The 13,150-nt window shown below is 60.4% G+C and carries 14 protein-coding genes; 6 read left to right on the top strand and 8 right to left on the bottom strand.

Annotation, left to right across the window (positions count from 1 at the left end):
- Positions 1-79: 79 nt before the first annotated feature.
- On the bottom strand, positions 80-856 hold the full coding sequence (locus J9789_RS15820) for a hypothetical protein (protein ID WP_209346640.1): 777 nt from the start codon (positions 854-856) through the stop codon (positions 80-82).
- A 219-nt stretch (positions 857-1,075) separates the two neighbouring features.
- On the opposite strand from J9789_RS15820, the gene J9789_RS15815 reads away from it, so the two are divergent.
- The 6 genes from J9789_RS15815 to J9789_RS15790 all read left to right on the top strand — a co-directional run bounded on the left by J9789_RS15815 (position 1,076) and on the right by J9789_RS15790 (position 4,998).
- On the top strand, positions 1,076-2,113 hold the full coding sequence (locus J9789_RS15815) for an FAD:protein FMN transferase (RefSeq protein WP_209346639.1): 1,038 nt from the start codon (positions 1,076-1,078) through the stop codon (positions 2,111-2,113).
- The gene (locus J9789_RS15810; protein WP_209346638.1) at positions 2,094-2,495 is read left to right on the top strand and encodes a NusG domain II-containing protein; all 402 of its coding nucleotides are present in this window, start codon (positions 2,094-2,096) and stop codon (positions 2,493-2,495) included. Before J9789_RS15815 ends, J9789_RS15810 begins: the two co-directional genes overlap by 20 nt.
- A gap of 47 nt (positions 2,496-2,542) precedes the next feature.
- A complete protein-coding gene (locus tag J9789_RS15805) occupies positions 2,543-3,052 on the top strand; it encodes a Gx transporter family protein (protein ID WP_209346637.1) in 510 nt (169 codons plus the stop codon).
- An 88-nt stretch (positions 3,053-3,140) separates the two neighbouring features.
- Positions 3,141-3,536: a cytidine deaminase gene (gene cdd, locus J9789_RS15800; RefSeq protein ID WP_209346636.1), complete on the top strand. Its 396-nt coding sequence runs from the start codon at positions 3,141-3,143 to the stop codon at positions 3,534-3,536.
- A complete protein-coding gene (locus tag J9789_RS15795) occupies positions 3,536-4,699 on the top strand; it encodes a DUF362 domain-containing protein (RefSeq protein ID WP_245185335.1) in 1,164 nt (387 codons plus the stop codon). Before cdd ends, J9789_RS15795 begins: the two co-directional genes overlap by 1 nt.
- An 89-nt stretch (positions 4,700-4,788) precedes the next feature.
- Positions 4,789-4,998, top strand: coding sequence for a DUF378 domain-containing protein (locus J9789_RS15790; RefSeq protein ID WP_087335772.1), 210 nt, complete (start codon positions 4,789-4,791; stop codon positions 4,996-4,998).
- Between the two features lie 60 nt (positions 4,999-5,058).
- Here the strand turns inward: J9789_RS15790 and J9789_RS15785 are convergent, their stop codons facing one another.
- The 7 genes from J9789_RS15785 to J9789_RS15755 all read right to left on the bottom strand — a co-directional run bounded on the left by J9789_RS15785 (position 5,059) and on the right by J9789_RS15755 (position 13,030).
- Positions 5,059-6,456, bottom strand: coding sequence for a MerR family transcriptional regulator (locus J9789_RS15785; protein WP_209346635.1), 1,398 nt, complete (start codon positions 6,454-6,456; stop codon positions 5,059-5,061).
- 63 nt (positions 6,457-6,519) lie between these two features.
- A complete protein-coding gene (locus J9789_RS15780) occupies positions 6,520-7,647 on the bottom strand; it encodes a S41 family peptidase (RefSeq protein WP_209346634.1) in 1,128 nt (375 codons plus the stop codon).
- A gap of 83 nt (positions 7,648-7,730) precedes the next feature.
- On the bottom strand, positions 7,731-8,993 hold the full coding sequence (locus J9789_RS15775) for a peptidoglycan DD-metalloendopeptidase family protein (protein WP_348633709.1): 1,263 nt from the start codon (positions 8,991-8,993) through the stop codon (positions 7,731-7,733).
- A gap of 35 nt (positions 8,994-9,028) precedes the next feature.
- Positions 9,029-10,249 carry a peptidoglycan DD-metalloendopeptidase family protein gene (locus tag J9789_RS15770; protein WP_209346633.1) on the bottom strand — a complete coding sequence of 407 codons (1,221 nt, stop codon included), beginning with the start codon at positions 10,247-10,249 and terminating at the stop codon, positions 9,029-9,031.
- A gap of 34 nt (positions 10,250-10,283) precedes the next feature.
- Positions 10,284-11,174, bottom strand: a complete 891-nt coding sequence (gene ftsX / locus J9789_RS15765) for a permease-like cell division protein FtsX (protein ID WP_209346632.1) — start codon at positions 11,172-11,174, stop codon at positions 10,284-10,286.
- Positions 11,158-11,850: a cell division ATP-binding protein FtsE gene (gene ftsE / locus J9789_RS15760; protein ID WP_209346631.1), complete on the bottom strand. Its 693-nt coding sequence runs from the start codon at positions 11,848-11,850 to the stop codon at positions 11,158-11,160. The genes ftsX and ftsE overlap by 17 nt, the downstream gene beginning before the upstream one ends.
- Before the next feature lie 88 nt (positions 11,851-11,938).
- Positions 11,939-13,030 carry a helix-turn-helix domain-containing protein gene (locus tag J9789_RS15755; RefSeq protein WP_087335784.1) on the bottom strand — a complete coding sequence of 364 codons (1,092 nt, stop codon included), beginning with the start codon at positions 13,028-13,030 and terminating at the stop codon, positions 11,939-11,941.
- Positions 13,031-13,150 lie beyond the last annotated feature (120 nt).

The raw sequence follows: 13,150 nt of genomic DNA, 5'->3' as shown, positions 1-13,150 counted from the left end.
CTACCATTCATCCTCAGCTTTTTGCTCCATAACAAATTGGGAGCGGCACATGAAGTGCCGCTCCCAATTTATTTTTGATTCACATCAGACGGACGGTGTAGTAGACCGCCAGGATCAGCAGCCAGGCCGCCAGCACGCCGTACAGCACGGCCAGGCCGCCCAGCACCAGAGCTGCGATAACCACAACAGCCACCAGAGCGCAGGTCACATACAGCATAGCGTAGTTGGCATTCTCAGGCAGTACGTTCACCGTCTTGCCCATGAACTTCATGGTGCCCTTGTGGCACTGAAGCATGCGGAAGAACACGGCTCCGGCCACCAGCACCACCGCCAGCACCACCAGATAACCATAGGCGGTCCGGGGATCGTTGGCGGTCTGGGGGGCGATGCGCACACCCAGCAGGCCCAGAGCACTGAGCACCGCGGTGAAGAAGAACTCCCGCTGGTACAGGTAATAGATCAGGGCCAGAACGGTCACCGCAGGCACCGCCACATACAGGAAGCTGATGCCCTTGCTGTAGTACAGGCTGATGATGGCGGCGCAGGCACCCAGCACCAGGCTGATCACTGCCAGAATACCGGCCAGCTTGGCGGAACGGCCAGCACGCCAGCGCATCACGGCCCAGATCGTCAGGACCACGAAGCAGATAGGCAGCGCGACACCGAGCACATTAAACATGGTACGAAGGGCCAGGACGATGTTGATCTGTCCGGCGGGGAAGTGTACATATACTTTATTCAGCAGAAGGAGCAGTGCTTCCAGCACCACAGCGCCCAGGATCCACCAGAGGACCTTGGTCAGGACAACGTCTTCCTCCCGTGCGCGCTGCGCTGCTTTCTGTTCTTTCTTGTTCATGTATCCATCTCCTGTGGCTGAGGCCCTGTCATCGGGAGCAGAGCCTCTGAATCATCAATCTCATATAGTGTATCAGAAATTGCCGCACTTTGCAAGTGAAGAATCCCTTTTCTCTTTTCAATCCGGCAAAATTATGATAAAATGATGGCTGCAATCGTTCTTGAAATCCACGGCTTTCCAGCCTTCGGCGGGCCTGCGCCCCGCAGAATGGAGTCTATCATGAAACGTTTCCTTCCTTTTCTTCTGAGTATCGTTCTTCTGGCTGGCTGCACCCCTCAGCAGGCAGCTACCGAGCCTGCCCAGGTCCAGTTTTTCGCCATGGACACTCTCATGTCCATCCGGGTATACAACGAGGGCGGTGAGGACGCAGTCCAGGCCGCCCGCCAGGAGGTGGAGCGTCTGGACAAGTTGCTCTCCCGCACCGACGCCGACAGCACCATCTCCGCCCTCAATTCCCACGCCGGTGACGGCACCATGGTATCTCTGGAGCCTGAAGTAACTCAGCTTCTTTCCTTCGCCAAGTCGGTCTCCGAGCTTCTGCCCGGCGATTTTGACATCACCATCGCTCCGGTGATGGACGCCTGGGGCTTTACCACCGAGGAGCGCCACGTGCCCTCTGAGGAGGCCCTTTCCGCCGCCATGGCGCTGGTGGACAGCAGCCTGCTCACCGTGGATGAATCCGCCTCTGCCGCACGACTGGAGCGGGCCGGTATGGAAGTGGATCTGGGGGCCATCGCCAAGGGCTTTACCGCGGCTCAGGCCGAGGCCGTTCTGCGGGAGAACGGAGCCACCTCTGCCCTGCTGGATCTGGGCGGCAACGTCACCGCCATCGGCAGTAAGCTGGACGGCACCGCCTGGCAGGTGGCCGTCAAGGACCCGCAGAACACAGACGAGGCTCTGTGCGTCCTCTCCCTTACCGATCAGACTGCCTCCACTTCCGGCGGATATGAGCGCTACTTTGAGGAAGACGGCGTGACCTATCACCACATCATTGATCCCAAGACCGGCTATCCCGCTGACAGCGGCCTGCGGTCGGTCACCGTGATCTCCTCCAACCACATGCTGGCCGACGCCCTCTCCACCGCCCTGTTCGTGGCCGGGCCGGAGGAGGCGCTGGACTTCTGGCGGAGCCGGGATGATTTTGAGCTGGTCCTGTGTACCGACGACAACCGTGTCATCGTCACCGAGGGCCTGGAGGCGGGCTATCGCCCCGCCGGCGAGGATCGGGGGTATACGTATGAAATCGCCCGCCGCTGAGCGCCGCCGTCCCACCCCGTGGGACGCTGTGGTGGCCCTGGCTGTGATCGCCTTTGCGGTGGTTCTGATCGTTCTACTGCGGCCCACACAGGGCTCCGCCATTACCGCCGTGGTCACCCTGGACGGGGAGCCGGTAGCCCAGTACCGGCTGGATCAGGTGACCCAGCCGGAAACCCTCACCGTAGATGAGGCTCCCTATCCCCTGACCATCTCCATCGAACCGGGGCGCATCTGCATCGATCACAGCGACTGCCCCAGCCAGGACTGTGTCAATACCGGCTGGATCAGCCGGTCCGGCCAGCAGATTATCTGCCTGCCCAACCGGCTGGTCATCTCCCTGTCCGGCAGTGAAGACGAAGAGTTTGACGCAGTGACGGGATAAAAAGTTCCCCATTGATTTGATTCTTTTTCCAGAAAGGAGGACGCCGCATGTCGGGTTCTCTCCAGCGGCTCACCCGCTCGGCGGTGCTCACCGCCTTGGCACTGGCGCTCTCCGTGGCGGAAGGCCTGGTGCCCCTGACCATTCTCTTCCCCCTGCCCGGTTTGCGGCTGGGCCTGGCCAATCTGGTCACCGTTTACGCCCTGTGCCGCCTGTCCGGCCGGGAGGCGCTGCTGATCCTGGTGGCCCGGTGCCTGCTGGGCTCCCTGCTGGGAGGCAATCTGATGGCCCTGGCCTTCTCCCTCACCGGCGGCCTGCTGGCCCTGGCGGTGATGGCGCTGGCTCTCCATCTGCCCGGCCTGTCCCTGTTCGGCGTGTCCATTGCCGGCGCCGCCGCCCACAACACCGGCCAGATCCTGGCCGCCATGGCGGTGCTGGGCACCCGGGCCCCGCTGGTCTACCTGCCTCCCCTGCTGCTGTGCTCCCTGGTCACAGGAGCGGTCACCGGAGGCGCCTCCATCCTGCTGGTCCACCGGGTCCCCTTCTCCAGCCGGGCCTAATGGGAGTTGTCACACCTGCAAAAAGGTGGTAAAATGAGAACCCAATCTCATTTTACCACCTTTTTTGATTTGAACAGGAGGGAGCACTATGACCGATCGGGAACTGGTGGATCTGGCCTTTACCATGCTGGAGCGCTCCTATGTCCCCTACTCTCACTTCCCTGTGGGCGCCGCTCTGCTGTGCGCCGACGGGACCATCTTCACCGGCTGCAACGTGGAAAACTCCGCCTACGGCTCCACCATCTGCGCCGAGCGCACCGCCCTGGTAAAGGCGGTCAGCGAGGGGCACCGGGACGACTTCGTCAAGCTGGCCGTGGTGGGCAACTCCACCGACTACTGCTGGCCCTGCGGCGCCTGCCGGCAGATGCTCTATGAGTTTGCTCCTGACCTGACCGTCTTGGTGGCCCGGAAGGACCGGGACTTTGTCCGGCTCCCCCTCCATGAGCTGCTTCCCCACGGCTTCGGCCCCAAGTCTCTCAACTGATGGGGTATCAGGTATTCGCCGTTCCCTGCGCCGACTACGCCGGAGCGGAGGCCGCTCTGCGGAAAGCGGTAGCAGATATGGGCGGCATGGAGCGCTTTGTCCGCCTCGGGGAACGTATTTTGCTGAAAGCCAATCTACTCCGCCCCGCGCCGCCGGAGAGCGCCATCTGCACTCACCCGGCGGTGATCGGCGCCATTGCGGCCATGGTACAGGAGGCGGGCGGCACCGCTTGGATCGCCGACAGCCCCGGTGGAGCCCTGCAGAAGGAGTCGGTGCTGCGGGGGCTCTATGAGAAAACCGGGGTGGCTCAGGCCGCTCAGCAGACCGGCGCCCAGCTCTGTCTGGATGCCTCCTCCCGGCTGGTGGACCTGCCGGAGGGCAAGGTGCTCCGCCAGGCGGAGATCATCTCCCCGGTGCTGGACGCCGACGGTATCTTTGATCTGTGCAAAATGAAAACCCACGTCTTTATGGGTATGACCGGCGCGGTAAAAAACAGCTTCGGTATCATCCCCGGCCTGACCAAGGTGGGCTTCCACGGTTCCCACCCGGACAAGGCCCAGTTTGCCCAGGTGCTGCTGGATCTCATCGGTTTCATGAATCCCCGGCTCAGCGTCATGGACGGCATTCTGGCCATGGAGGGAGAAGGCCCCGGCGCGTCGGGCACCCCTCGGCCGGTTGGCCTGCTGCTGCTGGCCGACAACCCGCTGGCGCTGGACGTGATCGCCGGAGAGATCATGGGCCTGCCCCGCAGCAGCAATCCCATCCTGCTGGCGGCGGAGGCCCGGGGCCTCTCTCCCACCCGCTGGGAGGAGATCGAGCTAGTGGGGACCAAACTGGAGGATCTGCGCATCCCGGACTACAAGTTCCCCGCCAACGTCCGGGGCAACCTGATGGAGTTTCTGGGCCCCCTCACCAACACGGCCCAGCGGCTGTGCAAAAACCTCCTGTCCCAGACGCCCAGGATCCGGGAGGATCTGTGCGTGGGCTGCGCCATCTGCAAAAACGCCTGCCCCGGCAAAGCCATCACCATGACTGGCTCCGGCGGCAAGGCCAAAGTCCATCCCCGCTCCTGCATTCGCTGCTACTGCTGCCACGAGCTCTGCCCCCAGAAGGCGGTGGACCTCCACCGGGGCTGGCTGGGCAAGCTGCTCAGCGGCGGCTGAATCCTGCGATTGCTGAAATTTTTGAATATTGCGCAACAATTCGGATATGCTATTGGCGGTATCTCAATTTGGAGGAGGCAGCATATCCTATGTTCCTGGACAAGATCGCCCTGGCCCTTGCCATCATCGGCGGGCTCAACTGGGGCAGCATTGGTATCTTTCAGTTTGACCTGGTAGCCTTTCTCTTCGGCGGGCAGGCCAGCACCTTCAGCCGCATTGTCTACACCCTAGTGGGTGTGGCGGCGATCTGGTGCATCACCCTGCTCTTCCGGGACCTGCGAGACCGGGATCATACCTGATATCAGTTTGCAAAAACGGGCCTGCTGCAAGTCTTTGCAGCAGGCCCGTTTCTATTCCTTTTACTTTTGCTGAATGGTAAATTCCATCTGATAGCTGGGCGTTCCGCTCTCGATCATGGGCGCAATCAGATAGCCTTCCGCCTTCTCATACCCCTCGATCTCCACGGTCTGAGTGATGGTCATATCTCCCGCTTCCAGGGTATAGGACTCTGTACTCTGCTCCGCAATTTGGTTGAGCAGGCTGTTGCCGTTGGCTACCCAGGTAAAGCAATTATACTCCCCACTGCCGCCCACCAGAGCGATGACCGCCAGCTGTTCCTGGAGCACAGGGAGCGATACAAATTCTTCTCCTGTGCATTCCATCTCCAGCCGTACACCGGTTACCAGGCCATTTTCATCCAGCATCAACTGGTGGTCCGGCTTGGATCGATTATCCCAGCCTCCCTGGTCGTTCATATCAGGCAGCCGCAGCTGGTGGTAGGAAATTGCGTCATTCACATTGGCCGCGTACTGCGCGGCAGTCAGTTCCCCTTGGTAGCGGGGCATCTGGGCCTGGAGGGCTACCAAAACGGTCAGACCAAACAGGCCGGCCGTCGCCCCTACAAAGCCCAGGCAGCGCAGTCCGCTTTCATCCTTGATGGCGTAGCCGCAGTTCTCCTCCCAGGCCAGGGTCTCGCAGTCCACACAGGCTTTATAGCTCTTGTAATTGCGGTAGAGATTGTAGATCGGAATGCCGTACCCCTCGCCTTTGGCAAAGACCAGCCATGTGCGGTTCATGGCGTCCCCCCAGGAGATCTTTCCGCCGTCCCGGCCCCGGACCTGAAGGCCAAAGATCCATTTGCCGGGGGTATAGCCCCAGGTGGACAGCAGGACAGGCTCTACCACTATCATGGTCAGGTAGTCGAGATAGCTGCTCATCAACTTGATAATCCAGATGTCCGGCAGGTTGATCCGCAGCACCAGTGCCCCAACGGCGGTCCAAACAAGGCTGTATAAGAATAGATCCAGCCACCGAGCAAAGAACCGCCGCCAGGGATAGGCCACCATGGGGGTGCTGTCCTTCTTCAGGCTGAAGTAACCCTCTCCCTCCGCCGGGCGGTCCAGAGCGGTCAGGTACTTCTCCGCGTCCAGGGTGGCATACTCCGCCCGGTCGGAGCGCATGGCGGAGCACACCTGCTCCGCCCAGGCCAGTTCCGCGCGCTGCTCCTCCAAGGTGCGCTGCTGCCGGGCCAAGGCGGTGTCCAGGGGCACAGTCCCCTGCTGCACCTGCCGGATGGTGTCCAGGGGCAGACCCAGCTGCCGTAGCAGCTTGATTTTCCGCAGGGTATCCACATCCTCCTGGGAATAGATGCGGTAGTTGTTCTCACCCCGCTGGGGGCACAGAAACCCTTCTTGCTCATAGAAGCGGATATTGGCCCGGGTCATACCAAGCAATGTTTCCAGTTCCTTGATGGTCATATGCTTTCCCTCCCAGGTTCAGGATAAGGTATCAAGCAGGTTGACAGTCAAGTGTTTTTGCGATTATTGTTCCAAAAGTTCCAGAGCAGCCTCCAGCTGGGCATCCCCCTGGTCGGTGAGGTAGACCTCCTTGTCCAGGGTCAGGCCGGTACCAATGAGGGAGGTGCCGCTGCCGGTGAAGTAGGCACCGGTAGAGATGGCCACGGCGCTGCCGTTGGGCAGTTCAAAGGTCTGCTGGGAGTAGCCCTTGCCGCTGGTGGGCTCACCCACGATGACGGCAACTCCCCACTCCTGGAGCTCGGCGGCAAAGAACTCGGCGGCGGAGTAGGTATCGGCGTTGACCAGCACCGCCATGGGCAGATCCACGCAGGAGGCATCCGACTGGGTGACTTTCTCATTGCCCGCCCGGTCCCTGGTGATGAAGATGGGGCCCTCCGGCAGCAGGAAGTCCAGCATGTCGGTGAGCTGGCTCAGATAGCCGCCGCCGTTGTTCCGCATGTCAAAGGCCAGCGCGGTGGCCCCCTCCTCCTGCAGGCGGGTGACCTCCTCCTTCAGCCGGTCGGCGCTGCGGTCATAGAAGTTGGAAAGGCGGACATAGCCCACGTTGTTCTCCAGCATTTCGGCGCTGACGGGATCGGTCTCCAGCTTGGTGCGCTTCACTTCCACCGTGCGGGTCTGGCCGTCGGTTCCCCGAACCTCCAGAGAAACCGTGGTCCCCTCCTCGCCCTGGATCTTGTTGGCGCCCTCATAGCGGGCCTCACCGGCCAGGGAGAACCCGTCCACCGCCGTAATGAGCTCGCCGGGCTGGAGTCCAGCCTCCTCCGCCGGACCGCCGGCGGTGACCTCCACGATCTGAAGGCCCTCCTCCGACGCATAGTTTACGGTCACACCCACACCCACATACTGATTGGTGCGGCGCTGGTTCTGGGCCTCATATTCCTCCTCGGTGAGGAAGTAGCTCCAGCGGTCTCCAAGGCCCTCCACCATGCCCTCCAGGGCGGCGTCTACCACCTCACCCTCGTCGTACTCACCCACAAATTTCTCATTGATCAGGTGCAGGCCCTCCAGCAGGGAGAGCCCCTCCTTGCCCACCATCTGGTAGATCACCCCAAGGCCTACGCCTACGGTCACCACCACGGTGAGCAAAACCAAAAGCAGCAGATGGATCAGGGAAAACCGTTTTTTGCGCACTGGATATCAGTTCCTTTCCAAACGTAATGAATATGCAAGGGCGGAGGGGGATTACCCCCTCCGCCCTGAACTTAGATTCTATTTTACCACGGAGGCGTCAGATTGAGAGAGGGGAACTTGCTCTCCGGGTCCACCCGGGTGTAGTTGTCACGCACCTCAAAGTGCAGATGGTTACCGGTGGAACTGCCGGTGGTGCCTACGTAACCGATGACCTGCCCCTGGGTCACCATCTGGCCCTCGCTCACCGCCCGGGAACTCATGTGGGCGTACAGCGTGGAATTGCCGTTGCCGTGGTCGATGACCACGTAGTTGCCGTAAGAGTAGTGGTAAGCCGAGGTTACCACCTGACCACTCTTGGCGGCCAGAATGGGCGTGCCGCCAGCAGCCGGGATATCAATGCCGGTATGGCTGTGAGCCACGCCGGTGATGGGATGGATCCGGTAGCCAAACTGAGAGGACAGCCGGTAATAGCCCGGCAGGGGCCACATGTACCCAGTCTCGGAGGAGATCACAATGTTGTTCTGCTTGCGCTCTTCCTCCAGCTGCTTCTGCTTCTTGGCGATCTCCGCCTGAATCTCAGAGGCCGCGGCGCTCTCCTCGTCCAGCTGGCGGTTGACCTCGCTGATGTTGGCATTGATCTGATCCACCAGCTTCTGGGCCTCGGCCACCTTGGCCTGCTGCTCGGCCTTCTTGGCCTCCTGCTGCTCCTTGGCGGCCTGCTCCTCCGCCCGGGCACTCTCCAGCTCCGCCTGGAGCCGCTCCAGCTCCTCCCGGGTGGCAATCAGCTCGTCCATTACCGCGTTGTCGTAGGCCATGACGGCGTCCACGTCCTCAATGCGGTCCAGCAGATCGGAGAAACTCTCCGCGTTGAAGAGGATGGACCAGTAGGACACGGTGCCCTCCTCTTCCATGGCCCGCACCCGCTCGCAGAACAGCTCGTACTGCTCCTGCTCCCGGGCCTCGGCCTCCTTGCGCTCCTCCTCCTTCTGGGCGATCTCGCCGTCGTAGTAGGAAATCTGAGCGTCGATATTTTCAATCTCCGCGTTGATGGCCTCCAGCTGCTGGGTCAGCAGCTGCCGCTTTTCCTGGGCGGCAGCCTGATCGGCCTCTGCATCGGCCAGCTGATCCTTCAGCTCCTCCTGCTTGGCCTGGCTCTCCTCCTGCTCCTTCTTCAGCGCGTCGATCTCGCTCTGGGTCACCGCGCTGGCGTTCCCCACGATCATGCTGAAGATGGGGAGCAGCATCAGCAGGGCCAGCACCACCGCCAGACCGCCTACCACCAGCCGTCTGGGCTCCATCTTTCGGGCTGTACTTTTAGGGTTGGTTTTCTTGCCGTTCTTCGCCACGTTTGTTTCTCCTTTTCTGCCGTGAGCCTGTGCGTCTACCAGTTATAGGCGCGGATAAAGGAATTGTAGAGTCCGGGGAAGCACTTCTCCGGGTCCGTCCGCTGGCCGCCTACCCGCACCTCCAGATGCAGGTGGTTGCCCTTGGAATTGCCGGTGTTTCCCACATAGCCGATGGTCTGACCCTGAGTCACCATCTGGCCCTCACTCACCGCCCGTCTGCTCATATGGGCATAGAGGGTGGTGTTGCCGCCGCCGTGGTCCAGGACCACATAATTGCCATAAGACCAGTGATAGGCAGAGGTGATGACCTGCCCGCCCTTGGCAGCATAGATGGGGGTGCCGCCGGCAGCGGCAATATCGATGCCGGTATGGCTGTGAGGTTTGCCGCTGATGGGGTGGATGCGGTAACCAAAGGCAGAGGTCAGCCTCAGATTGCCGGCAGGCAACGGCCAGTTGTAGCTGGAGCCGGTGGGCGGCAGCGTAATATTCTGCTGCTTGCGCTGCTCCTCCAGCTGCTTCTGCTTTTTGGTGATCTGAGCCTGGATGTCGGCAGCCGCCGCGTCCTCCGCGTCCAGCTGACGGTTGACCTCGTCGATGTTGGCATTGATCTGGTCCAGCAGCTTCTGGGCTTCCGCCACCTTGGCCTGCTGTTCCTTTTTCTTGGCCTCCTGCTGCTCCTTGGCAGCCTGTTCCTCCGCCCGGGCGCTTTCCAGCTCCGCCTGGAGCCGCTCCAGCTCCTCCCGGGTGGCAATGAGCTGATCCATCACCGCATTGTCGTAGGCCATAACGGCATCCACATCTGCAATGCGGTCCATCAGGTCGGAGAAGCTGTCCGCGTTGAAGAGGATGGACCAGTAGGACACCGAGCCCTCCTCTTCCATGGCCCGCACCCGCTGGCAGAACAGCTCATACTGCTCCACCTCCCGGGCTTCGGCCTCTTTGCGCTCTTCTTCCTTCTTGGAGATCTCGCCGTCGTACCAGGAAATCTGCGCGTTGATGTTGTCGATCTCACTGTTGATGGCATCCAGCTGCTGGGTCAGGATCTGCCGCTTCTGCTGGGCGGCCGCCTGATCCTCCTTGACCTCCGCCAGCTGATCCTTTAGCTGCTGCTGCTTAGCCTGACTGGCCTGCTGCTGCTTCTTCAGCGCGTCGATCTCACTCTGAGTCACCGCGCCGACCTGTAGGAACATAGTAGCCGCCATGGCCAGGATCAGGATTACACATACCAACGGTATGGTTCGGATCTTTCGTCTCATGCCGTCTCCTTGTCCAGGATATCCCCGGGTGTCGTTACACCTGCAGGAACTTACGAATGGCCAGCATGGAACCCACCACGCCGATGACAAGGCCGGTAATCAGGAAGGCTCCCAGCACCCAAAGGGCCATGGGCTGGAAGGCCAGCACCTTGATCAGCTGGATGGTGTCCGAGGTACTGATGGCCCGGCTCACCAGTGCATACACGCCCCACTGCAGGAAGAAGCCCACAAGGGCGCCGGTCAGGCCCAGGATCATACCCTCAAACACAAAGGGCCAGCGGACAAAGGCGTTGGTGGCGCCGCACATCTTCATGATGGCGATCTCCTCCCGCCGGTTGAAGGTGGCCAGTTTGATGGTATTGGAGATGATGAACAGGCTGACCAGCAGCAGGATGACCACCAGGATCAGGGCCACCGCGCCGGCAATGTTGCGGATGACGGTAAAGCCCTCGGCGATCTCAGGGGCGGACTTAGTGGAAGCCACACCCTCCACCTGCTGCACCGCACTCTCGGTCTGGGTCAGCTGGCTGATATCCTCCAGATAGATGTGGAACCGGTCCCGATAGACGGTGGAGGGCAGGCTGTCAAAGAGGGGGTTGCCCTCATAGTCGGCCTCAAACTCCTCCTGGGCCTGTTCCTTGGTCTCAAAATCCGCCCGGGCCACATTGGGTACCGCCTCAATGTCGTCCTGGAGGGCACGGGCCTCCTCCTGGGTCAGATTCTCATCGATGTAAGCCGTGAACTGGTTCTCCTGCTCCAGGTCGCTGAACATATTCTCCGCGTTCACCGCCACCAGGGAGAAGGAACCCATAATAAGCAGACAGCACACGATCATGCACACTGCCGCAAAGGACATGAATCCGTGGGTAAAAATGCTGTGGAAACCCTCGGAAAACAGATAGCCAAAATTATATCGTTGTCTCATTGTTGTAATACCCGCCTGTCTCGTCGCTGATGATTCTGCCGTTTTCAATGGCCACCACCCGCTTGGAGAAGCGGTCGACCAGTTCCCGTTCGTGGGTGACCACCAGCACAGTGGTGCCCAGCTCATTGATGCGCTCCAGCAGCATCATGATCTCCAGGGAGCGCATGGGGTCCAGGTTACCGGTGGGCTCGTCGGCAATGATCATCTGGGGATTGTTCACCAGAGCGCGGGCAATGGCCACACGCTGCTGCTCGCCGCCGGACAGCTGATTGGGGCGCTGATCCCCCTTGTCCAGCAGACCCACCAGATCCAGCACATAGGCCACCCGCTTACGGATCTCCCGGGACGAGGCGCCCACCGCCTGCATGGCAAAAATCAGGTTTTCCTTCACCGTCTTCTTCTCGATCAGGCGGAAATCCTGGAAGATGACCCCCAGGGTACGGCGCATATAGGGCACATGCCGGGGGGTGATGGTATTCAGATTGTAGCCATTGACCATCAGCCGGCCGCCGGTGGGGGCGATCTCAGCTGTGATGAGCTTCAGAATGGTGGATTTGCCCGAGCCGGAGGGACCCACCAGAAAGACAAATTCACCGTCGTCAATGCGTAGATTGACCCCTTTCAGGGCCTTGGTCCCGTTGTCGTAGGACTTTTGAATATCGATCAGACGTATCACACTGTGTACCTCTTTTGTTGGATTCCGAACAAACTCACGTGCCGCAGAGGACATCGAAGCGGTGTCCTCTGCGGCTCGTTAAGATGGTTCAGTTGTCGATGCCCCGGGAGATCAGATACTTCTTGACCATCAAAGCCACCTTGAAGGTGATGGCGTCATCGAATTCCCGCAGGTCCAGACCAGTCAGCTTCTTGATCTTCTCCAGCCGGTACACCAGGGTGTTGCGGTGGACAAAGAGCTTACGGGCAGTCTCGGACACGTTCAGGTTATTTTCAAAGAACTTGTTGATAGTAAAGAGAGTCTCCTGATCCAGAGCGTCAATGGGATTCTTCTTAAAGACTTCCTGGAGGAACATCTCACACAGGGTGGTGGGCAGCTGATAAATCAGGCGGCCGATACCCAGGTTCTCATAGTTGATGATGCTCTTCTCGGTGTCGAACACCCGGCCCACATCGATGGCGATGCCAGCCTCCTTGTAGGCCCGGGCCAGCTCGCGGATGTGACCCACGATGGTGCCGATGCCGATGACCACCCGGATGTGGAGCTCCTCGGTGATCTTGTCCTCGATCTGCTTGGCGATCTTGTGCAGGTCCCGGGTCTCGGCCCCGTCATTGAGCTGCTTGATGAGGGCCACGTCGGTCTCGCTGATGGAGAGCACAAAATCCACCTGCTTGTCGGGGAAGAGGGCGTGGACCACGTCGATGAGGGCGGGGTCGGTGGTCTCCACCTGACGGATCAGGAAGACCGCCCGGGGCGCCTCGGAGACAAAGTGGAGCTCCTTGGCCCGGACATAGATGTCACCCAGCAGGATGTTATCGGAGATGATGTTCTTGACAAAGGTCGCCTTGTCGTGCTTCTCCTCATAGTAGGTCTTGGCGCCGTTGAGGGCCACAGTGGCCATGGAGCACACCATGTTGGCCTCGGCGTCCTCGCCCTTGGCGAAGACGGCATAGTCGAACTGGGAGCCCCAGCCGGCCAGCGCCTTGAAAGTGCGGCCCTCGAAGCGGACGGTGTCGCCCTCGCCCCGATTCACCGCCTCAACCGCACCGGGCCAATGTTCCCCGATGCAGCTGAGTTCGTTGCAGGCCACAACCGTTCCCTCAGAATCGATGACGCCAATGGCCCGTTCGGTGCTGTCTTTCATCTGTAAGACAACGCTTTGAAAAATTCTGCTGGACATGGTTGTATGCCTCCTACAATAATAATTACGGTTTAAGGCGCGGCCGCCAGCCGCGTCTTTTTCCATCTCAAAGCCGAAGCTGTTAGAATGAGAGAGTAAATGGCCTGACAGTGTGTACCT

The organism is Flavonifractor sp. AGMB03687 (assembly GCF_017811815.1).
GTDB lineage: Bacteria > Bacillota > Clostridia > Oscillospirales > Oscillospiraceae > Flavonifractor.
Note: the sequence above shows the minus strand (reverse complement) of the source record. Positions and strands in the feature narration are given on the sequence as shown.